This window comes from Paracoccus sp. (in: a-proteobacteria), assembly GCF_030604785.1.
Lineage (GTDB): Bacteria > Pseudomonadota > Alphaproteobacteria > Rhodobacterales > Rhodobacteraceae > Paracoccus.
The window spans coordinates 1-23,003 of sequence record NZ_JAUVVF010000036.1 but is presented as its reverse complement, the minus strand read 5'-3'; the positions used below and the strand labels follow the sequence as shown (position 1 = coordinate 23,003).

Annotated in this window: 21 protein-coding genes and 1 pseudogene; 7 read left to right on the top strand and 15 right to left on the bottom strand. The window is 68.6% G+C overall.

The window, feature by feature from the left end:
- Positions 1-138 precede the first annotated feature (138 nt).
- Together QAR72_RS12000 and QAR72_RS11995 are read left to right on the top strand one after the other, a co-directional pair.
- Positions 139-2,418 carry an NADP-dependent malic enzyme gene (locus QAR72_RS12000; RefSeq protein WP_304617615.1) on the top strand — a complete coding sequence of 760 codons (2,280 nt, stop codon included), beginning with the start codon at positions 139-141 and terminating at the stop codon, positions 2,416-2,418.
- Between the two features lie 230 nt (positions 2,419-2,648).
- On the top strand, positions 2,649-4,544 hold the full coding sequence (locus tag QAR72_RS11995) for a propionyl-CoA synthetase (RefSeq protein ID WP_304617614.1): 1,896 nt from the start codon (positions 2,649-2,651) through the stop codon (positions 4,542-4,544).
- 51 nt (positions 4,545-4,595) lie between these two features.
- Here the strand turns inward: QAR72_RS11995 and aroA are convergent, their stop codons facing one another.
- Positions 4,596-5,933, bottom strand: a complete 1,338-nt coding sequence (aroA, locus tag QAR72_RS11990; protein ID WP_304617613.1) for a 3-phosphoshikimate 1-carboxyvinyltransferase — start codon at positions 5,931-5,933, stop codon at positions 4,596-4,598.
- 124 nt (positions 5,934-6,057) lie between these two features.
- Between aroA and QAR72_RS11985 the strand changes: the two genes are divergently transcribed.
- Entirely contained in the window at positions 6,058-6,753 is a 696-nt protein-coding gene (locus QAR72_RS11985) for a DNA alkylation repair protein (RefSeq protein WP_304617612.1), read from the top strand.
- Here the strand turns inward: QAR72_RS11985 and QAR72_RS11980 are convergent.
- Positions 6,741-7,241, bottom strand: a complete 501-nt coding sequence (locus QAR72_RS11980; RefSeq protein ID WP_304617611.1) for a hypothetical protein — start codon at positions 7,239-7,241, stop codon at positions 6,741-6,743. The two genes, QAR72_RS11985 and QAR72_RS11980, sit on opposite strands and share 13 nt — an antisense overlap.
- A gap of 148 nt (positions 7,242-7,389) precedes the next feature.
- Here QAR72_RS11980 and moaA point away from each other — a divergent pair, with 148 nt between their 5' ends.
- On the top strand, positions 7,390-8,421 hold the full coding sequence (moaA, locus tag QAR72_RS11975) for a GTP 3',8-cyclase MoaA (RefSeq protein ID WP_304617610.1): 1,032 nt from the start codon (positions 7,390-7,392) through the stop codon (positions 8,419-8,421).
- 64 nt (positions 8,422-8,485) lie between these two features.
- On the opposite strand, the gene ispG is transcribed toward moaA, so the two are convergent.
- From ispG to QAR72_RS11950, 5 genes are all read right to left on the bottom strand, one after another.
- Positions 8,486-9,616 (bottom strand): flavodoxin-dependent (E)-4-hydroxy-3-methylbut-2-enyl-diphosphate synthase, encoded by a 1,131-nt coding sequence (gene ispG / locus QAR72_RS11970; RefSeq protein WP_304617609.1) that lies wholly within the window; start codon positions 9,614-9,616, stop codon positions 8,486-8,488.
- 80 nt (positions 9,617-9,696) lie between these two features.
- Positions 9,697-10,362, bottom strand: coding sequence for a thiamine diphosphokinase (locus tag QAR72_RS11965; protein ID WP_304617608.1), 666 nt, complete (start codon positions 10,360-10,362; stop codon positions 9,697-9,699).
- Positions 10,359-10,571 (bottom strand): DUF2842 domain-containing protein, encoded by a 213-nt coding sequence (locus QAR72_RS11960; protein ID WP_304617607.1) that lies wholly within the window; start codon positions 10,569-10,571, stop codon positions 10,359-10,361. The genes QAR72_RS11965 and QAR72_RS11960 overlap by 4 nt, the downstream gene beginning before the upstream one ends.
- Positions 10,572-10,650: 79 nt before the next feature.
- Complete coding sequence (locus QAR72_RS11955; protein WP_304617606.1) at positions 10,651-11,943, bottom strand: adenylosuccinate synthase; 1,293 nt, start codon at positions 11,941-11,943, stop codon at positions 10,651-10,653.
- Between the two features lie 133 nt (positions 11,944-12,076).
- The gene (locus QAR72_RS11950; RefSeq protein ID WP_304617605.1) at positions 12,077-12,292 is read right to left on the bottom strand and encodes a SlyX family protein; all 216 of its coding nucleotides are present in this window, start codon (positions 12,290-12,292) and stop codon (positions 12,077-12,079) included.
- Between the two features lie 56 nt (positions 12,293-12,348).
- On the opposite strand from QAR72_RS11950, the gene hisS reads away from it, so the two are divergent.
- The 3 genes from hisS to hisG are packed head-to-tail and all read left to right on the top strand — an operon-like array spanning position 12,349 to position 15,610.
- The gene (gene hisS, locus QAR72_RS11945) at positions 12,349-13,875 is read left to right on the top strand and encodes a histidine--tRNA ligase (protein WP_304617604.1); all 1,527 of its coding nucleotides are present in this window, start codon (positions 12,349-12,351) and stop codon (positions 13,873-13,875) included.
- On the top strand, positions 13,872-14,933 hold the full coding sequence (locus QAR72_RS11940) for an ATP phosphoribosyltransferase regulatory subunit (RefSeq protein WP_304617603.1): 1,062 nt from the start codon (positions 13,872-13,874) through the stop codon (positions 14,931-14,933). Before hisS ends, QAR72_RS11940 begins: the two co-directional genes overlap by 4 nt.
- The gene (gene hisG, locus QAR72_RS11935; protein WP_304617602.1) at positions 14,930-15,610 is read left to right on the top strand and encodes an ATP phosphoribosyltransferase; all 681 of its coding nucleotides are present in this window, start codon (positions 14,930-14,932) and stop codon (positions 15,608-15,610) included. Before QAR72_RS11940 ends, hisG begins: the two co-directional genes overlap by 4 nt.
- On the opposite strand, the gene ccoS is transcribed toward hisG, so the two are convergent.
- The 8 genes and pseudogenes from ccoS to QAR72_RS11895 form a co-directional block, all read right to left on the bottom strand.
- Entirely contained in the window at positions 15,607-15,768 is a 162-nt protein-coding gene (gene ccoS, locus QAR72_RS11930) for a cbb3-type cytochrome oxidase assembly protein CcoS (protein ID WP_304617601.1), read from the bottom strand. The genes hisG and ccoS overlap by 4 nt on opposite strands.
- A 13-nt stretch (positions 15,769-15,781) precedes the next feature.
- On the bottom strand, positions 15,782-17,980 hold the full coding sequence (locus tag QAR72_RS11925; protein ID WP_304617600.1) for a heavy metal translocating P-type ATPase: 2,199 nt from the start codon (positions 17,978-17,980) through the stop codon (positions 15,782-15,784).
- A 1-nt stretch (position 17,981) separates the two neighbouring features.
- The gene (locus QAR72_RS11920) at positions 17,982-18,446 is read right to left on the bottom strand and encodes a FixH family protein (protein WP_304617599.1); all 465 of its coding nucleotides are present in this window, start codon (positions 18,444-18,446) and stop codon (positions 17,982-17,984) included.
- Entirely contained in the window at positions 18,446-19,879 is a 1,434-nt protein-coding gene (gene ccoG / locus QAR72_RS11915; protein WP_304617598.1) for a cytochrome c oxidase accessory protein CcoG, read from the bottom strand. Before ccoG ends, QAR72_RS11920 begins: the two co-directional genes overlap by 1 nt.
- Before the next feature lie 117 nt (positions 19,880-19,996).
- Positions 19,997-20,935, bottom strand: coding sequence for a nickel/cobalt transporter (locus tag QAR72_RS11910; protein ID WP_304617597.1), 939 nt, complete (start codon positions 20,933-20,935; stop codon positions 19,997-19,999).
- Positions 20,932-21,612: a DUF1007 family protein gene (locus QAR72_RS11905; protein WP_304617596.1), complete on the bottom strand. Its 681-nt coding sequence runs from the start codon at positions 21,610-21,612 to the stop codon at positions 20,932-20,934. Before QAR72_RS11905 ends, QAR72_RS11910 begins: the two co-directional genes overlap by 4 nt.
- Positions 21,613-21,718: 106 nt before the next feature.
- Complete coding sequence (gene ppk2, locus QAR72_RS11900) at positions 21,719-22,618, bottom strand: polyphosphate kinase 2 (RefSeq protein WP_442953579.1); 900 nt, start codon at positions 22,616-22,618, stop codon at positions 21,719-21,721.
- 135 nt (positions 22,619-22,753) lie between these two features.
- Positions 22,754-22,987 (bottom strand): annotated as a pseudogene (locus QAR72_RS11895) (polyphosphate kinase 2); the annotation flags it as partial.
- Positions 22,988-23,003 lie beyond the last annotated feature (16 nt).

Genomic DNA, 23,003 nt, shown 5'->3' with positions numbered 1-23,003 from the left:
GCGCCCGCATCGCGACACGCGCAAGCCGCCAGCGGCGTCACGGCCTCCGCCGGGGCGCCGAAGCCCGCGACATCGCGTCTGTTCGAGGCCGCGGAAATGGTTTAACGGTAAACCAATTCCGAAACCGGAGGGGCAGAGATGGAAGAACGCAGGCAGGACAGCGCCAGACAGGCGGCCTTGGATTATCACGAATTTCCGCGTCCCGGGAAACTCGAGATCCGCGCGACGAAGCCCCTCGCCAACGGGCGCGACCTGTCGCGGGCCTATTCGCCCGGCGTGGCCGAAGCCTGTCTGGAAATCAAGGCCGATCCGACGAACGCGGCGCGCTACACCTCGCGCGGGAACCTTGTCGCGGTCGTCTCGAACGGCACGGCGGTTCTGGGCCTCGGCAATATCGGCGCGCTGGCCTCGAAACCGGTGATGGAGGGCAAGGCAGTCCTGTTCAAGAAATTCGCGAACATCGACTGTTTCGACATCGAGCTGAACGAGCCCGACCCCGAGAAACTGGCCGAGATCGTCTGCGCGCTGGAACCGACCTTCGGCGCCATCAACCTTGAGGACATCAAGGCTCCCGACTGCTTCATCGTGGAAAAGATCTGCCGCGAGCGGATGAACATCCCGGTCTTCCACGACGACCAGCACGGCACCGCCATCGTGGTGGGCGCGGCGGCGACGAACGCGCTGCGCATCGCCGGCAAGCGGTTCGAGGACATCAAGATCGTCTCGACCGGCGGCGGGGCGGCGGGGATCGCCTGCCTCGACATGCTGCTGAAGCTGGGCGTGAAGCGCGAGAATGTCTGGCTCTGCGACATTCACGGGCTGGTCTATCAGGGCCGTGCCGAGGACATGAACCCGCAAAAGGCCGCTTACGCCCAGCCCTCGGACAAGCGGACCCTGGCCGAGGTGATCGACGATGCCGACCTGTTCCTGGGCCTGTCGGGGCCGGGCGTTCTGAAGCCCGAGATGGTCGCGCGCATGGCCCCGCGCCCGATCGTCTTCGCGCTGGCCAATCCCACTCCGGAGATCCAGCCCGACGAGGTCCGCAGCGTGGCCCCCGACGCGATCATCGCCACGGGGCGCAGCGATTACCCCAACCAGGTGAACAACGTCCTGTGCTTTCCCTTCATTTTCCGCGGCGCGCTGGATGTGGGCGCGACGACGATCAACGACGAGATGAAGATCGCCTGCATCGAAGGCATCGCGGCGCTGGCCCGCGCCACGACCGCCGCCGAGGCCGCCGCCGCCTATCGCGGCGAGACGCTGACCTTCGGCCCCGACTACCTGATCCCGAAGCCGTTTGATCCGCGTCTGGTCGGCGTGGTCAGCAGCGCGGTGGCGCGTGCGGCGATGGAATCGGGCGTGGCGACGCGCCCCCTGCCCGATCTTACGGCCTACAAGCAGAAGCTCGACAGCTCGGTCTTCCGCTCGGCCATGATCATGCGGCCGGTCTTCGAGGCCGCCGCCACCGCCACCCGCCGCATCGCCTTTGCCGAGGGCGAGGACGAGCGCGTCCTGCGCGCCGCCAACGCGATGCTGGAGGAGACCACCGACGTTCCGATCCTGATCGGCCGTCCCGAGGTCATCGCGATGCGCGCCGAACGCGCCGGCCTGCCGATCCGCCCTGAACGCGACTTCGAGATCGTGAACCCCGAGAACGATCCCCGTTACCGGGACTATTGGGAAACATATCACAGCCTCATGGCACGGCGCGGCGTCAGCCCGGACATCGCGCGCGCGATCATGCGCACGAACACCACCGCCATCGGCGCCGTCATGGTCCACCGCAACGAGGCCGACAGCATGATCTGCGGCACGTTCGGGCAGTTCTCGTGGCATCTGCGCTACGTCCGCGAGGTTCTGGCTCGCGACGGGCTGCGCCCGCATGGCGCGCTGTCGATGATCATCCTCGAGGACGGGCCGCTTTTCATCGCGGATACGCAGGTCCATCAGGACCCGACCCCCGAGCAGATCACCGAAGTGGCCTGCGGCGCCGCGCGCCATGTGCGCCGCTTCGGCCTGACACCGCGCGTTGCGCTTTGCAGCCATTCGCAGTTCGGCAATCTCGACAGCGCCTCGGGGCGCAAGATGCGCGAGGCGATGCAGCTTCTCGACTCGAAAAAGCCGGACTTCATGTATGACGGCGAGATGCATGTGGACAGCGCGCTGGACCCCGAGATCCGCGCCCGCATCTTCCCGGATTCGCGCCTCAAGGGCGCGGCGAACATCCTGGTCTTCTCGAATGCCGATGCGGCATCGGGTGTGCGAAACGCGCTGAAGATGAAGGCAGGCGGGCTCGAGGTCGGGCCGATCCTGATGGGCATGGGCAACCGCGCACATATCGTGACCCCCTCAATCACCACGCGCGGGCTTCTGAACATGAGCGTTCTGGCCGGAACCCCGGTCGCCTATTACGGCTGATCCGGGGGCCTGCGAATCGTCATTGCCGCGCATGGTGGCGGATTTTGCAAAGACACCGCGCCGCTTTGGCGCGGTTTTGCAGCCTTTGGGGTTTTGCAAAGAATTCAGCTCACAGGGGTCGGCGGCGCGGCGGAAATCGTGCGCCACCGACCTGATCGCACGCTAACAGAGTTGCGCCAAACGCCCCTTCCTGCGTAACAAACAGCCAAGGATGCAGGGAGGGGCATACGATGGCATACCGGGATATCTACAGCGCCTGGAAGGCAGACCCCGAGCGGTTCTGGCTGGAAGCCGCCAACGCGATCGACTGGACCAAGACGCCGGAACAGGCCTATTTCGACCAGGGCCCGGCGGGCGAGTGGTTCGCGGATGCGACCGTCAATACCTGCTGGAACGCGGTGGACCGCCATGTCGAGGCGGGGCATGGCGACCGCGTGGCGATCATCCATGACAGCCCGATCACCGGCACGATCCGCAAGCTCAGCTATGCTGAATTGCAGGCCCGCGTGGCCAGCCTGGCAGGCGCATTGCGGGCGCGCGGCGTGGCCAAGGGCGACCGCGTCATCATCTACATGCCGATGATCCCCGAGGCGCTGGAGGCGATGCTGGCCTGCGCGCGGATCGGGGCGGTGCATTCGGTCGTCTTCGGCGGATTCGCCGCGCATGAACTGGCGGTGCGGATCGACGACGCAAAGCCGCGCGCGATCATCGCGGCCTCCTGTGGGCTCGAGCCGGGGCGGGTGGTCCACTACAAGCCGCTTCTGGACCGCGCCATCGACGAGGCAGCCCACAAACCCGATTTCTGCGTGATCTTCCAGCGCGAACAAGAGGTCGCAGCCCTGATCCCCGGCCGGGATCTGGACTGGCACGGCTTCCAGGCCGGCGTCACCCCCGCCGATTGCGAACCGGTCGAGGGCAATCACCCGGCCTATGTCCTCTATACGTCGGGAACGACCGGCCAGCCCAAGGGCGTGGTGCGCCACACGGCCGGCCATATGGTCGCGCTGGCCTGGTCGATGCGCCATGTCTACGACATCGGCGCGGGCGACGTGTTCTGGGCGGCCTCGGATGTCGGCTGGGTCGTGGGGCACAGCTACATCTGCTATGGCCCCCTGCTGGTCGGCGCGACCACCATCGTGTTCGAGGGCAAGCCCGTGGGCACGCCCGATGCGGGCACCTTCTGGCGCATGATCGCCGAGCACGGGGTGAAGAGCTTCTTCACCGCGCCGACGGCGATCCGCGCGGTGCGCCGCGACGACCCCGAGGGCGAGCATGTCGGCCGCCACGACCTGTCCGGCCTCAAGGCTCTGTTCCTGGCCGGCGAGCGGGCGGATCCCGACACGATCACCTGGGCCGAGCGTCAGTTGGGCGTGCCGGTCATCGACCATTGGTGGCAGACCGAGACCGGCTGGGCCATCGCCGCGAACCCGCTTGGCGTCGAATTGCTTCCGGTGAAGAAGGGCAGCCCCTCGGTGCCCATGCCGGGCTATGACGTGCAGGTTCTGGACGAGGCGGGGCACCCGGTCGCCCCCGGCACGCTTGGCGCCATCGCCATCAGGCTGCCCCTGCCCCCAGGCACGCTGCCCACGCTGTGGAATGCCGAGGATCGGTTCCGCAAGGCCTATCTGGCGCATTTCCCCGGCTATTACGAGACGGGCGATGCGGGCTATGTGGACGAGGACGGCTATCTCTACATCATGGCGCGCACCGATGACGTGATCAACGTCGCGGGCCATCGCCTGTCCACCGGCGCTATGGAGGAGGTTCTTTCGGCCCATCCCGCCGTCGCGGAATGCGCGGTGATCGGCGTGGCCGATGCGCTGAAGGGTCAGGCGCCTCTGGGTCTCTTGTGCCTGAAGAAGGGCGTCGAGACCGCACCCGAGACCGTGGTGGCCGAAGTCGTGCGCATGGTGCGCGACCAGATCGGGCCTGTCGCGGCCTTCAAGACCGCATGCGTGGTGGACCGGCTGCCTAAGACCCGGTCGGGCAAGATCCTGCGCGCGACCATGTGCAAGATCGCGGATGGCGAGGATTTCAAGATGCCCGCCACGATCGACGATCCCGCCATTCTGGACGAGATCGCCGTGGCGCTGGCGCGCGTGGGCTATCCCGAAGCGCGCGGCTGAAGGTGGCGCCGGGGCGCAACGCCCCGGCCCGTTCTATCCCCGATGGCGTGATCACGCCTCGGCGAAGCTTGCGCCAAGGCGGGTCATCAGCGGCACGAAATCGGGGAAGGACGTGACGATCGGCCCGGCATCGTCGATGCCCACCGGCTGGTCGGCGGCAAGGCCCAGGATCAGGAAAGACATGGCGATCCGGTGGTCCAGATGCGTGACCGCCCGCCCGCCACCCAGCACGCCCGAGGCGCCGTGGACGGTCAGGCTGTCATGCGTTTCCTCGATGCGGACGCCGTTGGCCTCGAGCCCGCGGGCCATGGCGTCGATACGGTCGCTTTCCTTCACGCGCAGTTCCGCCACGCCGTTCATCACGGTCTTGCCCTCGGCGAAGGCCGCCACGACCGACAGGATCGGGAATTCGTCGATCATGCTGGCCGCGCGCGAGGCGGGAACCTCAACCCCCGTCAGGCGGCTGTGGCGCACGCGCAGATCGGCCACCGGCTCGCCCCCCTCGCTGCGCTCATTCTCAAAGGTGATGTCCGCGCCCATTTCCAGCAGCGTGACGTAAAGCCCGTCGCGGGTCGGGTTGCGGCTGACCCCCGGCACAAGGATGTCCGAGCCCGGAACGATCAGCGCCGCCGCGACCGGGAAGGCCGCGCTGGAGGGATCACGCGGCACTGCGACGGGCTGGGCGCGCAGTTCGGGGCGGCCTTGCAGCGTGACGACATGGCCCTCGACGGTGGTCTCGGCATGGATCGTGGCGCCGAAGCCCGCCAGCATGCGTTCGGAATGGTCGCGGGTGGGTTCGGGTTCGATCACGACCGTCTCGCCGGGCGCGTTAAGGCCCGCCAGCAGGATCGCCGACTTGATCTGCGCGCTGGCCACCGGGCTGCGATAGCGGATCGGCAGCGGGTCGGCGGCGCCTTCGATGGTGATGGGCAGGCGGCCCCCCTCGCGTGCGGTGATCCGGGCGCCGAATTGCTGCAACGGATCGGTCACGCGCGCCATCGGCCGGCGCGACAGGCTGGCATCGCCGGTGAAGGTCGCGGTGATCGGGGTCGTGCCCATCGCGCCCATGATCAGCCGCACGCCGGTACCGGAATTGCCGCAATCGATCACGGATTGCGGCTCGGCGAAGCCGCCCACGCCCACGCCATGGACCGACCACGCGCCGGGCCCCACCCGTTCGACCTGGGCGCCGAACGCGGCCATGGCGGCGGCGGTGTCCAGCACGTCCTGCCCTTCCAGCAGGCCGGTGATCGTCGTCTCGCCCACCGACAGCGCGCCGAGGATCAGGGCACGGTGGCTGATCGACTTGTCGCCGGGCACCTGCGCCTCGCCCGTCAGCGGGCCTGAGGCGCGAGAGGTCATCGGGCGGGGTTCGGTTGAATGCGACATGGGATCCCTCGTGTTTTCGCGGGTCTTTTACCGCTACCACCGAAGGCGTGCCACCATCTTCTTGGGGCTTCTTGTGACAGGGGACTTCCGCGCGTTAGAAGACGGGTTCAAGACGAGGTGAACCATGCAAGAGATCGAGGCCCTGCGCGCCATGGCCGACCCGGACCGCGCCGCGCGCGAGGCGGGCCGGCATAAGAGCGGGCGCGAGACACTGGGCCTGACGCCCGCCCAGATGGCCGAGCAGGTCGCGGCATGGCGGCTGCGCCCGCTGGAGGCGCGGCTGGCCCTGTCGGCCGCCCTGTGGCAGGCCGATCTGCACGAGACCCGGATGATCGCCCCACGCCTGCTGGCGCAGGCGCGGGTCGCGGCCGATCAGCCGGTTTGGCAGATGCTGACCGGCTGGCTGCCCGATCTGGACGGCGCGGCACTGGCCGACGCTGTGGCGACCGCGCTGCAAAAGCGCGTCGCCGCCGATCCCGCCCGGCTGGACGAGGCCGAGACCTGGCTCGAGGCCACCAATCCCTGGATCCGGCGGGTGGCGCTGGCCTCGGCCCTGCCCTTCGCCAAGATGCCGCATCCTAAAGACGCGGACCAAGCCGCCCGCCTGCGCGCCCATGACTGGGCCGCGCGGCTGGCCGCCGATCCCCATGGCGCTGTCCAGCAGGCCGTCGCGGTCTGGCTGCGGACGCTTGCTCCGCGCGACCCCGACGCGGTCGCGGCCTTCATCGCGACGCATGGGCCGCAGATGAAGCCTCATGCCCTGGCCGAGGCGCGTCGCGCGATCGAGGCGCGCGGTACGCCCGACGGTCAGGAACGATAGACCTCGAGCCGGGGCAGATCGGTCAGCGGCACGCCCAGCAGCTGCATCGCAGACAGCGAGACCTGGCTGCCCGAGCCGCCCGATGTCAGCGGGATCAGCTCGACCTGCGCCGACTTGCCGTTGGCCGGGTTCACGATGCGACCCATCGCGCGTTCCGTGACCAGGGGCGTGCGGATCCAGAACCCGGCCTCGGAGGGGTTGCCGAGCGAGCCGACGGTGGTGCCCAGCCGGGTCTCTGTCCGTTCGGCCGGGCGGGCGGCTGCGGCGCGCTGTTCCGCGGTCGTCGTGTCCAGCTGCGCAGCCGTGGCGCGCGCGGCGGGACGCGGGGAGGGCGCGCGGGTGATGGCGGTCGCTGCGGCGACGGCCTCGGGCGTGGGCGCGCCTGCGGGGGCCGAGGCGGGCGCGGTGCCGGGTCGCCCGGTCAGGGTGCCGGGGGCGCAGGCGGCCAGCAGCGCGGGCAGGATCAGGCAGAGCGTTACACGGGACATGGGCGCCTCTTGTCGATGATGTCGGGCCAGCCTAGACCCGTCGTGCGCCAGCGTCCACCGACAGCACCGTGACGGGGCCGTGACCGGCAAGTCCCCGCGCCCCGATCCCGGCCTTGCGCGCCCGCCTTGGCGCGCTTACCTTCGCGGGATGCCCCAACCCGCGCCCCTGATCGACCCTTTCGCCCGGCCCATCACCTATCTGCGGGTCTCGGTGACCGATCGCTGCGATTTCCGCTGCGTCTATTGCATGGCCGAACACATGCAATTCCTGCCCAAGGCCGAACTGCTGACCCTGGAAGAGCTGGACCGTCTCTGCTCGGCCTTCGTCGGGCTTGGCGTGCGCAAGCTGCGCATCACGGGGGGCGAACCTCTGGTCCGGCGCGGCATCATGGGTTTCTTCCGCGCCATGTCGCGCCATCTGGGCACCGGCCTGGACGAGTTGACCCTGACGACGAATGGCAGCCAGCTGGCCCGCCATGCCTCGGAACTGGTCGATTGCGGGGTCAGGCGGGTGAATGTCTCGCTCGACACGCTGGATCCGGACCGCTTCGCCGCGATCACGCGATGGGGCCGCCTGCCGCAGGTGCTGGAGGGGATAGCCGCCGCACGCGCCGCCGGTCTGCGGGTCAAGATCAACACCGTCGCGCTGAAGGGCGTGAACGAGGCCGAGCTTTTCGATCTGGTCCGCTGGTGCGGGGATGAGGGGCATGACCTGACCTTCATCGAGGTCATGCCGATGGGCGATCTGGGCCTTGATGCCGTGGGCGAGGCGGGTGACGGCGCGCGGCTGGATCAGTACTGGCCCCTGTCGGACCTGCGCGCCCGGCTGGCCGAGCGGTTCGACCTGATCGATCTGGCCGAACGCAGCGGCGGGCCCGCGCGCTATGTCCGGCTGGCCCAGACGGGACAGAAGATCGGCTTCATCACGCCCTTGACGCATAATTTCTGCGAAAGCTGCAATCGCGTGCGCGTCACCTGCACGGGTGAATTGTTCATGTGCCTCGGGCAAGAGGACAATGCCGATCTGCGCGCGCCCCTGCGCGCCAGCCCCGACGACGCACTCCTGCGCGAGACGATCCGCGCCGCCATCGCCCGCAAGCCCAAGGGCCACGATTTCGACTATTCCCGCCAGCGCGTCGCAGGCCAGATGACCCGCCACATGAGCCATACGGGCGGCTGATCCTCGGGCACGCGGCGGGGCGTCCGGGGGGCGCGAGCGCCCCCGGCCGTCGCGGGACGCAACGCTACTCGGCCGCCGCGGGCGCGTTGGCCTGGGCTTCCAGCTTCTGGGCGCGTTCCTCGACCAGCTGCACGATGTGGTCGATCATCTGCTCGTTCGACATCTTGTGGCTCTGCTTGCCGGCCACATAGACCATGCCGCTGCCCGCCCCGCCGCCGGTGAAGCCCAGATCGGTCATCAGCGCCTCGCCCGGCCCGTTCACCACGCAGCCGATGATCGAAAGCGACATGGGCGTCTTGATGTGCTCAAGCCGCTGCTCCAGGGCCTCGACGGTCTTGATCACGTCAAAGCCCTGCCGTGCGCAGGAGGGGCAGCTGATGATCTGCACGCCGCGCGTCCGCAGGCCAAGGGATTTGAGGATCTCGAAACCGACCTTCACCTCCTGCACCGGATCGGCCGACAGGCTGACGCGGATCGTGTCGCCGATCCCCATCCACAGCAGGTTCCCCAGCCCGATGGCCGACTTCACCGTGCCGCCGACGAAGCCGCCCGCCTCGGTGATCCCCAGATGGATCGGCGCGTCGGTCGCTTCGGCCAGCATCTGATAGGCGGCCGCCGACAGGAACACGTCCGAGGCCTTCACGCTGATCTTGAATTCGTGGAAGTCGTTGTCCTGCAGGATCTTGATGTGGTCGAGCCCGCTTTCCACCATCGCACCGGGGCAAGGCTCGCCATACTTTTCCAGCAGATGACGCTCCAGCGAACCGGCATTCACCCCGATCCGGATCGAGCAGCCGTGATCCTTGGCGGCCTTGATCACCTCGCGCACGCGGCTTTCATCGCCGATATTGCCCGGATTGATCCGCAGGCAGGCCGCGCCCGCCTCGGCCGCCTCGATGGCGCGCTTGTAGTGGAAATGGATATCGGCCACGATTGGCACCGGGCTTTCGCGGCAGATCTCGCGCAAGGCGCGCGTCGTCTCCTGATCCGGCGCGCTGATCCGCACGATGTCGGCCCCGGCCTCGGCGGCGGCAATCACCTGCGCCAGCGTCGCCTTCACGTCATGGCCGTCCGTATTGGTCATGGTCTGGACGCTGATCGGGGCGTCGCCCCCCACCGGCACGTTGCCGACCATGATCTGGCGCGACTTGCGCCGCTCGATATTGCGCCAGGGCCGGATCGGGTTCAGCGACATGCGTAGAGCCTCCTAGGGTTCGTCCGAGACATAGGGCAGAGACCGCCTTGCGACAACCACCTGCCTCTGTGGAGCGACACTCAGGCGCTGCGCAGGCCGAGCGCGTCCAGCGCGGCGTCGAGGCAATCCGGCGGCAGCATCACCAGCATCGGGCCGTCCAACCGCAGGCTGACCGAGCCAAGTGCCCGGTTAGACGTGCCGACCCGCCCCCCCGGCGCGAAATCCAGCCCGTCGATGGGCCATTCCAGCCCGAGGCTGCGCCCCCGCACCGGCCCGAGCGGCCAGAGCGACACCCGCGTTCCCGCCTCCAGCGCCAGATCCAGCGCCGGGGGGGCCAGGAAGACGACATCCTCGGCCCCGATCAGGATGACGGGCATCCGCGCTTCGGCCACAAGACTGGTCAGGGCGGCAAGGCCGTGATCCAGCCGCCCGCCTAGAAAGCCCACCGCCAGAACGAACCCCGCGTCGATCCGGCGCAGGCATTTGGTGAAATCGGTGCTGTCCTGCTCGGGGATGTGGTGGATGCGCTCGGCCGCGATCCGCTCCCGCGCCTCAGCCCCGAGCGAATCGAGGTCTCCAATCACAAGATCGGGCACCGCGCCCAAAGCCAGCGCCCGGTCGGCACCGCCGTCCGCGGCGACCAGATGCGGGGCGCGGGCCAGCGCGGCCCGCATCTCGCCGGGCGACAGCGCCCCGCCGCCCACCAGCGTCACGCCGCCCGGCACGGTCAGCAGCGGCGGCGTCATTCCCCCTTGCCGACGCCGCGAAAGACGCGCCGGAAGGGCAAGGCCCACAGGACGCCAAGCGCCAGATAGACCAGCACCTCGATCAGGATGGGCTGGCGGCCGAATTGCGCGTCCAGCCAGTTCATCATCGTGACCGCCGCGACTACATAAAGCGGCATCAGCACGACCAGAACCAGCAGCGACAGCCGCTTGCGTGTCTTCAGTTCCATCATCCCTCCTGTCTTGGCCGGGGGCGGCGCCCCAGGGGGTCCGGGGGACGGGACGTCCCCCGGCGTTGCGGGACGCAATCTAGTCCGCGAACGGGTCCGTCACCAGGATCGTATCGTCGCGCTCTGGGCTGGTCGACAGCATCGCGACAGGGCACTGGATCAGTTCCTCGACGCGGCGCACATACTTGATCGCCGCAGCCGGCAGGTCGGCCCAGCTGCGCGCGCCCTCGGTCGATTCCTGCCAGCCTTCCATCTCCTCGTAGATGGGGGTCACGCGGGCCTGAAGCGCCGCCGCCGTGGGCAGGTAGTCGTAACGCTTGCCGTCGATCTCGTATCCGACGCAGATCTTCAGCGTCTCGAACCCGTCCAGCACGTCGAGCTTGGTCAGCGCGATGCCGTTCACGCCCGAGATGGCGCAGGTCTGACGCACCAGAACCGCATCGAACCAGCCACAGCGGCGCTTGCGCCCGGTGACGGTGCCGAATTCATGCCCCCGCTCGCCCAAGCGCTGGCCGTCCGCGTCGTGCAGCTCGGTCGGGAAGGGCCCCTCGCCCACGCGGGTCGTGTAGGCCTTGACGATGCCGAGAACGAAACCGATCGCGCCCGGCCCCATCCCGGTGCCAGAGGCCGCCATGCCCGACATGGTCGTGGACGACGTGACATAGGGATAGGTGCCGAAATCGATGTCCAGCAGCGAGCCCTGCGCGCCCTCGAACAGGATGCGTTTGCCGGCCTTGCGGGCATCGGCCATGATCTTCCAGACGGGCTGGGCATAGGGCAGCAGCTTGGGTGCGATCTCCATCAGGCGGGCCTTCAGATCGGCCCGGTCGATCGGCGTCGCGCCAAGGCCCGAACGCAGCGCGTCGTGATGGGCCAGCAGCCGGTCGAGCCGCGATTCAAGCGTCTCCTCGTCGGCCAGATCGGCCACGCGGATCGTGCGGCGGCCGACCTTGTCCTCGTAGGCAGGGCCGATGCCGCGGCCGGTCGTGCCGATCTTGGCCTTGCCCGCGGCCTCTTCGCGCAACTTGTCCAGATCCTGGTGCAGCGGCAGGATCAGCGGCGTGTTCTCGGCGATCATCAGGTTCTCGGTCGAGATGGCGACACCCTGCGCGGCCAGCTTGTCGATTTCCGAAAACAGCGCCCAGGGGTCCAGCACGACGCCGTTGCCGATCACGGCCAGCTTGTTCTCGCGCACGATCCCCGAGGGCAGCAGCGACAGCTTGAACACCCTTTCGCCGATGACCAGCGTATGGCCGGCATTATGGCCGCCCTGAAAGCGGGCGATCACATCGGCGCGTTCCGAGAGCCAGTCAACGATTTTGCCCTTGCCCTCGTCGCCCCATTGTGCGCCGACTACCACCACATTGGCCATGAACGATCCTTCCGTTCCGCAGTTTTTTCGCTCTGCCTCTAGCGCATCGGGCCGGGCGGGGAAAGCCGCTTTGTCGGGCCGGGCCCGGTCGCGGGCGCCCGCCAGCGCCGGAACGGCGTCGCGAGGAACCCGCTCAGTAATGCGGCGGGCGCTGGTCGGCCAACGGGATGGTGCCGCCCGTATCGGCCTGACGCTGCGCCTCGGCCTCCATCAGCAGGTCCAGCCGCCGCGCCAGCCGCGCGATCAGCAGATCCTGGCGCGCCACGATCTCGGACAGATCGTCGGTGGCGCGCGTCAGATGAGCCAGACCTTCCTCCAACGCGGTCAGTCGGTCTGCGTTCTTGTCCATGTCGTCCCCTTCCGTTAGAGCAGGCGCGGATTTGGCCCCGTAAAGGCAACAAGACCATGGCGAAAGACCTCAAGAAACAGCCCCGACCCAAGGCCGAGACGCCCAAGGGCTTCCGCGACTATTTCGGCGCGGACGTGACCGAGCGCAAGGCCATGCTGGACCGCATCGCCGAGGTCTATCATCGCCACGGCTTCGATCCGCTGGAAACCAGCGCCGTCGAGACGGTCGAGGCGCTTGGCAAGTTCCTGCCCGATGTGGACCGCCCGAATGCCGGCGTCTTCGCCTGGCAGGAAGAGGCGGTGCCGGGGGGCGGGTCGGGGGACTGGCTGGCCCTGCGCTATGATCTGACCGCGCCTCTGGCGCGCGTCGCGGCGCAATATCGCAACGACCTGCCCAGCCCCTATCGCCGTTATGCGATGGGTCCGGTCTGGCGCAACGAGAAGCCGGGGCCGGGCCGGTTCCGGCAGTTCTATCAATGCGATGCGGATACGGTCGGCGCGGCCTCGGTCGCGGCGGATGCGGAAATCTGCGCCATGCTGGCCGACGCGCTGGAATCGGTGGGCATCGCGCGCGGCGATTATCTGGTGCGGATCAACAACCGCAAGGTGCTTGAGGGTGTCCTCGAAGCGGTTTTCGACGATGATGATTTCATCGGCGCAACGTTGATCGATGGAAATCCGACCCTCGAAGATCAGCGAAACGCGGTGCTTCGGACGATCGATAAGTTCGACAAAGTCGGGGTTTCCGGTGTTCGTGAACTGCTGGGGTCGGGCCGAAAAGACGAATCCGGCGCGTTCATCGACGGCATCGGCCTGTCGCCGTCGCAGATCGAGCCGGTAATCGCATTCCTCACCGCTCGCGGGGACAACAACAGAGCGACACTGGCAAATCTCGAAGCGGCTGTCCAAGCGTCGGTAATCGGCCAGCAGGGCGTGACCGAATTGCGAGAGATGGCCGACATGCTGGCCGCGATGGGTGTGGCCGAGAATCGCGCCGTCATCGACCCCTCGGTCGTCCGGGGTCTGGGATACTATACCGGCCCGGTCTTCGAGGCCGAGCTGACCTTCGAGATCCTCGACGAAAGGGGCCGAAAGCGGCAGTTTGGCTCGGTCGCGGGCGGTGGCCGCTATGACGGGCTGGTCGAACGCTTCACCGGCCAGAAAGTCCCCGCCACCGGCGTCAGCATCGGCGTTGACCGTCTACTGGCCGCCCTGCGCGCCAAGGGGATGGCGGGCGCCGAGGCTGCGGGGCCGGTCGTCGTGACCGTCATGGACCGCGACCGCATGTCCGATTATCAGGCCATGGCGGCTGAACTGCGCGCCGCAGGCATCCGCGCCGAGGTCTATCTGGGCAATCCCAAGAACTTCGGCAACCAGCTGAAATACGCCGACAAACGCGGCGCTCCGGTAGCCATCATCCAGGGCGGCGACGAGGCTCTGCGCGGCGTCGTGCAGGTCAAGGACCTGATCCTCGGGGCAAAGATCGCGGCCGAGGCATCGGTCGAGGAATGGAAGTCCCAGCCCGCCCAGACCGAGGTCGCGCGCGAGGATCTGGTCGCGGAAGTCCGGCGGATCATCGGATGACACCCAAGCGCGACAAGCAGGCTTTGGGCCAACGCGTTCTGGCGCGCTTCCGCGAGGCGGGCGCGCAGGAGATCGCACCCGACATCCTGCTGCCCGCAGGCGACCTGCTGGACCTTTATGGCGAGGATATCCGCGCCCGCGCCTATGTCACCGCCGACCCGATCCGGGGCGAGATGATGCTGCGCCCCGACTTTACCGTCCCGGTCGTGCAGGCGCACATGACCAATGGGGCCGAACCCGCCCGCTACTGCTATCTGGGCGAGGTCTTCCGCAAGCAGGATATCGGCGAGACACGGCCCGAAAAGCCGCGTGACAGCGAATACCTTCAATGCGGCTTCGAGCTGTTCAGCCGCGACCCCGCCGCCGATGCCGAGGTCTTTGCGCTGTTTCACGACGTTCTGGCCCGCTACGGACTGCGCGCCGAGACGGGCGATATGGGGCTGATGCTGGACGCGATCCGGGGGCTTCCGCTGACCGAGGCGCGATCCGAGGCGCTGTTGCACCATCTCTGGCGGCCGCGCCGCTTCGCCCGCCTGCTTGACCGCTTCTCGGTCCCCGCCACCGCGCGCGATTTCCCCGAGGCGACCGTGCCATGGGCCGGGCTGCGCGGCGAGGCCGAGATGACGCGGCGGATCGTGCGGCTGCGCGCCGATGCCGCCGTGCCCCCTCTTGCCCCGGTCTGGTCCGAACGTCTGGCCCGGCTTTTCGCCCTGCGCGCCCCCGCCCCCGAGGCCCTGCCCGCCCTGCGCGAACTGGCCGAGGACATGCCCGCCATCGCCCCCGCCGTCGCGCGGATCGAGGCGCGGATGCAGGCCATCGCCGCGCGCGGGATCGATCTGGGCGGCGTGATCTTCGACGCCAGCCACGGGCGCAGCACGATGGAGTATTACGACGGCTTCACCTTCAGCTTCCTGGCCGACCGCGCGGGCTGGCCCCCGGTCGCCTCGGGCGGGCGCTATGACGCGCTGACCCGCGTGCTGGGCCGGGGCCGCGCGATCCCGGCGGTGGGCGGCATCGTGCGCCCGGGCCTGCTGGCCGAACTGGAGGGGCTGGCATGATCCGGCTGGGGGTGCCGTCCAAGGGGCGGCTGATGGAACAGACCTTCGAATGGTTCGCCGCGCGCGGGCTGCGCCTGTCGCGGGCGGGGTCCGACCGCGATTATGCGGGCCGGGTCGAGGGGGCCGAGGGCGTTTCGCTGGTGCTGCTGTCGGCGGGCGAGATCCCGCGTGAACTTGCGGGAGGGCGGATCGAGCTGGGCGTGACCGGCACCGACCTGGTGCGCGAGAAACTGGCCGGCTGGCGCGATGTCGTCACCGAGGTCGCACCGATGGGCTTCGGCCATGCCGATCTGATCCTGGCGGTGCCGGAATGCTGGCGCGATTGCCGCGATCTGGACGATTTCGCCGCGATTGCCCGCGATTTCCGCGCCGAGCACGGCTTCCGGCTGCGGATTGCGACCAAGTATCACCGGCTGGTGCGCGCCTGGCTTTCGGCGCATGAGGTTGCGGATTACCAGCTTGTCGACAGCCAGGGCGCGACCGAGGGCACCATCGCCAACCAGACGGCCGAGGCGATTGCCGACATCACCTCGTCGGGCGAGACGCTCAGGGCGAACAACCTGCGCATCCTCGAGGCAGAGCCGATCCTGCGGTCCCAGGCAACATTGTTCGCGGCCAATGGCGCCATGGGTCCGCAGATGCAGGCGCTGCTGCGCCAGCTTGGGCTGCGATCCTAGTCGGGCCGCGGCTCGTCATCCCAACGGGTGCTCAGGAAGCGCTCTCCGTCGCCGTGCGGGTCTTCGAACTGATGTGTCCTCAGCGCCCAGACGAACGCGGTCAGACCGATCGCGCCGAGGCCGAGCGATACGGGGATGAGCATGGTCAGGACGTCCATGGGTCTTTGCCTTTCAACGATTGAGCCGCAGCGCATTCAGCGTCACGGTGATGGAACTGATGGACATCGCCAGAGCCGCGATGAGCGGCGTGGCAAAACCCGCCAGGGCTATAGGAACAGCAACGACATTATAGCCGAAAGATATAGCGAAATTCTCCCGTATACGGCGAGTTGCCCGTTCGGCTACCGCAACTGCCTCTGCAACTGGCAGTAGATCCTTTCCGGTCAGGACCATGTCGCTTGCCACGCGCGCAGCATCCAGCGCCGAGGCGGGCGAAATCGAGGCATGGGCCCGCGCCAGCGCCGCCGTGTCGTTCAGGCCGTCGCCGACCATCAGCACCCTGGCCCCCTCGTCCGACAGGCGTCCGACCAGATCGGCCTTGCCGGTGGGGCTGATTCCGGCATGCCATTCGCTGATGCCCAATTCGTCGGCCAGATGGGCAACGGCGGCCGGGCGATCCCCGGACAGAAGGATCACGCGCCTTCCCTCGGCGCGCAGCCGGGCCACGCATTCCCCGGCGCCTGGGCGCAGGCGGTCGGTGAATTCCAGCCGGAAGGGCCTCTGCCCGTCGATGGCCAGCCAGCTGGACAGCATGGCCCCGCCCTCGTCATCGGCGGCACCCAGCCAGTCGGCCCGGCCCAGACGGACGCGCTGTCCCTGCCACAGCGCCTCGACGCCCTGACCCGGACGCTCGGTCACCCGCTCCAGCGCCGCCGGTTCGACGCCCTCCATTCCTACGGCCAATGCACGCGCAAGGGGATGCGAGGATGCTTCGGCCAAGGCCAGCGCCACCGGCCGCAACTCCTGCGGCAGATCGGCCCGCACAAGCTGCGGTTGTCCCATGGTCAGCGTGCCGGTCTTGTCGAAGACAACCGTATCGACCTCGGCCAGACGTTCCAGCGCGGTCCCGTCCTTGATCAGAAGCCCCCGCCGGAACAGCCGCCCCGAGGCCGACGTGGCCACGGCGGGCACGGCCAGACCCAGGGCGCAGGGACAGGTGATGATCAGCACCGCCGCCGCGATGTTCACCGCCAGCCGCAGATCGCCCGAGGCCCAGAACCAGCCCGCGAAGCTGGCGAAGGCCAGCGCGTGGACGGCGGGCGAATAGCCGCGCGAGGCGCGCTCGGCCAGCGAGGTATAGCGCCCGCGTGCGCTTTCGGCGGCCTCGACCAGGGCGGTCAGCCGCGCCAGCGAACTGTCGCGCCCCGCCGCCGTCACCCGGATGACCAGCGGGCCGGTCAGGTTCACCTCGCCCGCCGACAGGATCATGCCGGGCCGGGCGGGCACGGGCAGCGTCTCGCCGGTCAGCAGCGCGCGGTCGATTTCCGAGGCGCCTTCGGTGATCTCGCCGTCGGCGGGGATGCGGCCGCCCGGGCGCACCCGGATCAGATCGCCCGGCCGCAGATCGGCGACGGGCACGGTTTCCTCGACCCCGTCGCGCAGAAGGATCGCGCGCGGCACTTCCAGCGCGGTCAGTTCGGCGGCCGCCGACCGCGCGATGGCGCGGGTCCGATAGTCGAGATAACGCCCGATCAGCAGGAAGAAGCACAGCATCGTCGCGGCGTCGAAATAGGCGTGATGGCCGGAATGGGCGGTCTCGAAGACGCTGATCGCGCTGGCGAGGATCAGCGCCAGCGAGATGGGCACGTCCATGCCCAGCCGCCGTGCCTTGAGCGAGGTCCAGGCGCTTGCGAAGAAGGGCTGACCGCAGAAGGCCACCGTGGGCAGCGCGATGGCGCCGCTGATCCAGTGGAACAGGTCGCGCGTGGCGGCCTCGGCCCCCGACCAGACGGCGACGGACAGGATCATGATGTTCATCATCGCGAAGCCCGACACGCCGATCCGCATCAGCAGGTCGCGCCCGACGCGGTCGGCGGTGGTCGCGGCCAGGGCGCCAGGGTCAAGCTCGTGCGCCTCGTAGCCGATGCCCGCCAGGACCGGGATCAGGTCATCGGCGCTCAGGCCCGGCGCATCGACCGTGACGCGGCGCAGCGTCAGATTCACGCGCGCAGACCGGACGCCCGGATGGGCCGTCAGCGCGTCCTCGACCTGGGTGATGCACAGCGCGCAATGCGCAGTCGGCAGCGACAGGATCAGGGCGGCATTGGCGGGCGCCTCGGCCCGCGAGGCGACACGCTGCGCCAGCGGCGCCGCCTCGCAGGCCGGGCAGGCGCTGATACGGGGCGCATAACCCGCGGAAAGGTCGGTCATCTCAGCCCCCCTGCCCCACGACCAGATAGAGACGCTGGCGGAACAGCGTGCCGTCGCGGTCCACGGCCTCGATATCCGCGTTCCAGTTGCCCGGCGCCAGATCGGCGGGGGCCGACCAGCGGCCAAGCGCCTCGGGGGTCAACGGGGGGCGGATGTCGTCGCGCTGGTGGGTCGGGCGGCGCAATTGCAGCGTCAGCGTCTCGGGAAAGACGCCCGCGCCCTGCTGATCGACGATGCGCAGGACCGCGCGACCGCCCTCGATCTCAAGGCTGGCATTCCAGCCAAGCGATTGCTGGGCCGCGCGCTGGCGGTCGAAATGCTGCGAGGCGATGTAGCTGCTCTTGGTCTCGAGGCCCGGAAAGGTGCTGACGGCGCTGTAGGCAAGGACAAGGTTCACGCCGATGATCGTGCCGAAGGCCAGGATGGCGATGCCCAGGACGTGCCTGCCGGTGAGTTCGCGTTTCATCATCTGCTCCTTCCGTGAAAGACGGTCTCGACCTCGTTGCGGGCGGGTCCGTCGCTGTCGGTGACGCCAAGCGTGATCGGCGCCGAGGGGGTAGCCGCCAGCGTGGTGCCGGCCGGGGCGGTCACATAGACTCGCCGGGTCAGGGTCTGATCGGCGGGGACCAGCAGGCTGGGATGATCCTCGCCCTCGACGGCGACGATCAGCGTCTCGGCGCCCGCGCCGCTGACGGTGACGATGTAGCGGCGTGCCTCGTGCTGCTTGTTGCGCAGCCGCAATTCGTAGGCGTTGCGGATCGAGCCGTCCGACATCGTGACGTAAAGCGGGTTCCGGACCGGCGAGACGTTCAGATCGACCGCCGAGCGCATGACCAGCGCCACGGCCAGCCCGACGCCGATCGCGGACCACAGCGTGAAATAGAGCAGCGTGCGCGGGCGCAGGACGTGGCGGATCAAGGGGCGCGGCGGGTTGCCCGCGCGTTCGGCCTCTTCGTCGCGCAGGGCCATGTAGCCGATCAGGCCGCGCGGGCGGTCCGTGCGGTCCATGATCTCGTCACAGGCATCGATGCACAGGGCGCAGGTGATGCATTCAAGCTGCTGGCCGTCGCGGATGTCGATGCCCACGGGGCAGACATTCACGCAGGCCATGCAGTCGATGCAATCGCCGCGCGCGCTGTCGGGCGCGGCCTTGCCGCGCGGCTCTCCGCGCCAGTCGCGATAGGCGACGGTCAGCGTGTCCTCGTCCATCATCGCGGCCTGGATGCGCGGCCAGGGGCAGGCATAGATGCAGATCTGTTCGCGTGCAAAGCCGCCGAAGAAGAAGGTCGTCGCAGTCAGGATGGCGATGGTGATCCAGGCGACGGGATGGGCATCCAGCGCCACAAGATCGCGCGCCAAGGTCGGCGCATCGGTGAAATAGAAGACCCAGGCCCCGCCCGTCGCCAGCGCGATCAGCAGCCATGTGGTCCATTTGACCAGCCGCAGCCGCGCCTTGGCCCAGGACCAGGGCGCGCGATGCAGGCGGATGCGGGCGTTGCGGTCGCCTTCGATCCAGCGCTCGACGGTCATGAAGAGGTCGGTCCAGACGGTCTGCGGGCAGGCATAGCCGCACCAGACCCGGCCAAGCGCCGAGGTGAACAGGAACAGACCCAGCCCCGCCATGACCAGAAGGCCCGCGACGAAATAGAATTCGTGCGGCCAGATCTCGATCCAGAAGAAGAAGAACCGCCGGCTGGCCAGATCGACCAGAACCGCCTGGTCGGGCATGGCCGGGCCGCGATCCCACCGGATCCACGGCGTGACGTAATAGATCGCCAGCGTCACCGCCATGACGATCCATTTCAGGTTGCGGAACCGCCCCGAGACCCGCTTGGGGAAGATCGGCTCGCGGGCGGCATAAAGGCTGGGCGTGTCCAGCGGCTCGGTTGACCGAGACATGAGAGGGCTCCTGTTGCGCCTCTCCGGTCTAGCGCGGGGCCAGATGTGTCACCTTGACCTGCATCAAACCGCACCCTGCCCGCCTGCGGCAGGACGCCGCGTCACGGCGACGCCGGATCAGACCAGCATCAGCGCCGCGGCCAGCGCGATCAGTGCGCCCGCGCCCAGCTGCATCGCGCCCGGCATCCAGCGCGCCGCCGCCGCGAAGGGCCCCGTCTGCGGCACCAGCGCAAGGCTGCCGCGCCGCGCCCAGACCGACAGGCCCGCGACGGCCACCGTGACCGAGGCCGTGCCAAGCCCCATCGCCACCGTTCCCGCGACGCCCATCGCGAAGATCTCCATCCGCCATGTCAGCAGCAGCAGGAACAGCGCACCCGTGCAGGGCCGGGCAGCGATGGCCATGACGACCAGCAGCCCGTCGCGGAAGGATCGCGTCTGCGCGACCTGCACGGGGCTTGGCCCGTGGGCATGGCCGCAACCGCAGGTCTGGTCATGGTGGTGGTGGTCATGCGCCGGGGCGGGCCGCGCCACGTCGCGCAGCATCCGCGCGCCGCGCAAGGCCAGCCACAGCCCGACCAGCCCGATCAGCACCGTCGCCAGATCGGCCATGTGGCGTTCGGACAGGCGCGTCAGCTCCTCGCGGCCCAGATCCAGCGCCGCCAGGCCCAGCCAGACCAGCAGGATCGCCGTCCCCGCCTGCGCCAGCGAGGACATCACCGACAGGACCGCCAGCCGCCCGAACGGCACCTGGCTGCCATAGCCGTAGCTGCCGATCACCAGCTTGCCATGCCCCGGCCCCGCCGCGTGAAAGAAGCCGTAGCCGAAGCACAGGGCCAGCAGCGTGGCGGCCGCGCCCGGATCGCCCGCGCGCAGCGATTGCAGCGCCCCGGCCATCAGGTTCTGCGCCTGCCTCTGGCCGGCGGCGGCCCATGCGGCGATGCCCGACAGCCCGCCGCTCAGCCACAGCGCCATCAGCACCAACCCCGCGGCCAGCCCGGTCAGCGCCAGGACGCGGCGAAGCCCGCTTGCGGCGGGGCGCAGTTCGGGCGCGCTCATCGGCCGGCCCCGCAGGCGACGCGCATCTCGGGCGCGCCGACCGAACCGATATCCACGGTGACCATCTCCTCGTCCAGCAGCGAGGCGGCGGCCAGTTCGCGCGCCAGCGCCTCGCGCAGGGCGGCGGCATAGGCATCGGCGGCGGCATAGGAATCGCCGGGCCGCAGACCGACCCGGCAATCAGGGCGGCCGAACGTCACCGGCGGCTGCGGGACGCTGAAATCCACATAGAATTCCGGATCGTAGACCTGGATGATGGTCTCTGCCTCGCCCGGAACCGGCGCGCTCAGCGCCCGGCGGTGGCGCGAGACGATCTGCCCGTCCTCCAGCGCGACGCTGAAGCTGCGGGGCTGCTGCAAGGGCATCCGCCGCCCCTCGACCGTCAGATAGAGCGCGCCCTCGAAGGCAGGGTCCCAATCCCAGTCGAACCCGGCCAGCCGGGCGGCATCCTCGTCCGCAAGGCGCCCCCCGGCAACGGGACGGATGCCGTGATCCTCGAGGATCAGCAGCGAATAGAAGGCGTCATAGCGCCATTCGACCTCGATCTCGGACAGCTTGCCGCCATCGTCATAAATCAGCCGCAGCCCGGCATCAATGAAGACATGCGGATGCGCCGCCGCGCCCAAGGGCGCCAGCGAAAGCGCCAGAACCAGCAGATAGCGTGCAAACCTGTTCATCGCCCGTCGGGTCATCGCGCCTGTGCCCTCCTGTCACCGCAGCCCTTAGCAGGCACAGCCTGGGCAAGGCAAATCACCTCGGCGCCAGCGCGGCACGGGCTGCGTGTCAGGCACCGTCTGATCGTGCGGCCAGCAGATGGGTGGCGCCGTGGACGACGTGGCTGGCCGGACCCACGATCAGCGGGTCGGGTGCCTGAACGATCTGCGGGTCCTTGTCAGGATAATCCAGCGTGGACAGGAAATGGCGCATGCAGTTCAGGCGCGCGCGCTTCTTGTCGTTCGACTTGACGATGACCCAGGGCGCATCGGCGGTGTCTGTGTAGAAGAACATTGCCTCCTTGGCCTCGGTGTATTCGGTCCATTTGCCCAGGCTGGCCTTGTCGATCGGGCTGAGCTTCCAGCGCTTCAGGGGATCGGTCTCGCGCGCGACGAAGCGGCGGCGCTGTTCGTCCTGCGTGACCGAGAACCAGTATTTGTAGAGCCGGATCCCCGACCGCACCAGCATCCGTTCGAATTCCGGCGCCTGGCGCATGAACTCCAGATAATCGTTCGGCGTGCAGAACCCCATCACGCGCTCGACCCCGGCGCGGTTGTACCAGCTGCGGTCGTAGAAGACCATTTCTCCCGAGGTCGGCAGATGCTGCACATAGCGCTGGAAATACCACTGGCCGCGTTCTTCCTCGGTCGGCTTGTTCAGGGCGACCACGCGGGCGAAACGGGGGTTGAGATGTTCGTTGAAGCGCTTGATCGTGCCGCCCTTGCCCGCAGCGTCGCGGCCCTCGAACAGGATGACGAATTTCTGCCCCGTCTCCTGCGCCCAGATCTGCACCTTTAGCAGCTCTGCCTGAAGCAGGGCCTTCTCGGCCTCGTAGGGGCGGCGCGCCATCCGGTGCGGATAGGGATAGCGGCTGGATTCGAAGGCAGCCGGGCGCGGCGTGCGGCGGCGGCGCGGCCTTGGCGCGGCAGGCGCGGGCGCCGCCTCGGGCGCAGGGGGCGCGGCCAGCAGATGGGTGGCGCCGTGGACGACATGGCTGGCAGGGCCGACGATCAGCGGGTCGGGCGATTGCACGATCGCAGGGTCCTTGCCGGGATAGTCCAGCGTGGACAGGAAGTGCCGCATGCAGTTCAGCCGCGCGCGCTTCTTGTCGTTCGACTTCACGATCGTCCAGGGCGCATCGGCGGTGTCGGTGTAGAAGAACATCGCCTCCTTCGCCTCGGTGTAATCGTCCCACTTCTCGAGGCTGGCCTTGTCGATGGGCGACAGCTTCCAGCGCTTCAGCGGATCGGTCGCGCGTGCCGTGAAGCGGCGGCGCTGTTCCTCCTGCGTGACCGAGAACCAGTATTTGTAAAGCCGGATGCCCGAGCGCACCAGCATCCGTTCGAATTCCGGG

Excerpts from the sequence above, each read along its gene's own strand:
- QAR72_RS12000 (WP_304617615.1), top strand. The coding sequence starts at position 139 with ATGGAAGAACGCAGGCAGGACAGCGCCAGACAGGCGGCCTTGGATTAT.
- QAR72_RS11995 (WP_304617614.1), top strand. The coding sequence starts at position 2,649 with ATGGCATACCGGGATATCTACAGCGCCTGGAAGGCAGACCCCGAGCGG.
- aroA (WP_304617613.1), bottom strand. The coding sequence starts at position 5,933 with ATGTCGCATTCAACCGAACCCCGCCCGATGACCTCTCGCGCCTCAGGC.
- QAR72_RS11985 (WP_304617612.1), top strand. The coding sequence starts at position 6,058 with ATGCAAGAGATCGAGGCCCTGCGCGCCATGGCCGACCCGGACCGCGCC.
- QAR72_RS11980 (WP_304617611.1), bottom strand. The coding sequence starts at position 7,241 with ATGTCCCGTGTAACGCTCTGCCTGATCCTGCCCGCGCTGCTGGCCGCC.
- moaA (WP_304617610.1), top strand. The coding sequence starts at position 7,390 with ATGCCCCAACCCGCGCCCCTGATCGACCCTTTCGCCCGGCCCATCACC.
- ispG (WP_304617609.1), bottom strand. The coding sequence starts at position 9,616 with ATGTCGCTGAACCCGATCCGGCCCTGGCGCAATATCGAGCGGCGCAAG.
- QAR72_RS11965 (WP_304617608.1), bottom strand. The coding sequence starts at position 10,362 with ATGACGCCGCCGCTGCTGACCGTGCCGGGCGGCGTGACGCTGGTGGGC.
- QAR72_RS11960 (WP_304617607.1), bottom strand. The coding sequence starts at position 10,571 with ATGGAACTGAAGACACGCAAGCGGCTGTCGCTGCTGGTTCTGGTCGTG.
- QAR72_RS11955 (WP_304617606.1), bottom strand. The coding sequence starts at position 11,943 with ATGGCCAATGTGGTGGTAGTCGGCGCACAATGGGGCGACGAGGGCAAG.
- QAR72_RS11950 (WP_304617605.1), bottom strand. The coding sequence starts at position 12,292 with ATGGACAAGAACGCAGACCGACTGACCGCGTTGGAGGAAGGTCTGGCT.
- hisS (WP_304617604.1), top strand. The coding sequence starts at position 12,349 with ATGGCGAAAGACCTCAAGAAACAGCCCCGACCCAAGGCCGAGACGCCC.
- QAR72_RS11940 (WP_304617603.1), top strand. The coding sequence starts at position 13,872 with ATGACACCCAAGCGCGACAAGCAGGCTTTGGGCCAACGCGTTCTGGCG.
- hisG (WP_304617602.1), top strand. The coding sequence starts at position 14,930 with ATGATCCGGCTGGGGGTGCCGTCCAAGGGGCGGCTGATGGAACAGACC.
- ccoS (WP_304617601.1), bottom strand. The coding sequence starts at position 15,768 with ATGGACGTCCTGACCATGCTCATCCCCGTATCGCTCGGCCTCGGCGCG.
- QAR72_RS11925 (WP_304617600.1), bottom strand. The coding sequence starts at position 17,980 with ATGACCGACCTTTCCGCGGGTTATGCGCCCCGTATCAGCGCCTGCCCG.
- QAR72_RS11920 (WP_304617599.1), bottom strand. The coding sequence starts at position 18,446 with ATGAAACGCGAACTCACCGGCAGGCACGTCCTGGGCATCGCCATCCTG.
- ccoG (WP_304617598.1), bottom strand. The coding sequence starts at position 19,879 with ATGTCTCGGTCAACCGAGCCGCTGGACACGCCCAGCCTTTATGCCGCC.
- QAR72_RS11910 (WP_304617597.1), bottom strand. The coding sequence starts at position 20,935 with ATGAGCGCGCCCGAACTGCGCCCCGCCGCAAGCGGGCTTCGCCGCGTC.
- QAR72_RS11905 (WP_304617596.1), bottom strand. The coding sequence starts at position 21,612 with ATGAACAGGTTTGCACGCTATCTGCTGGTTCTGGCGCTTTCGCTGGCG.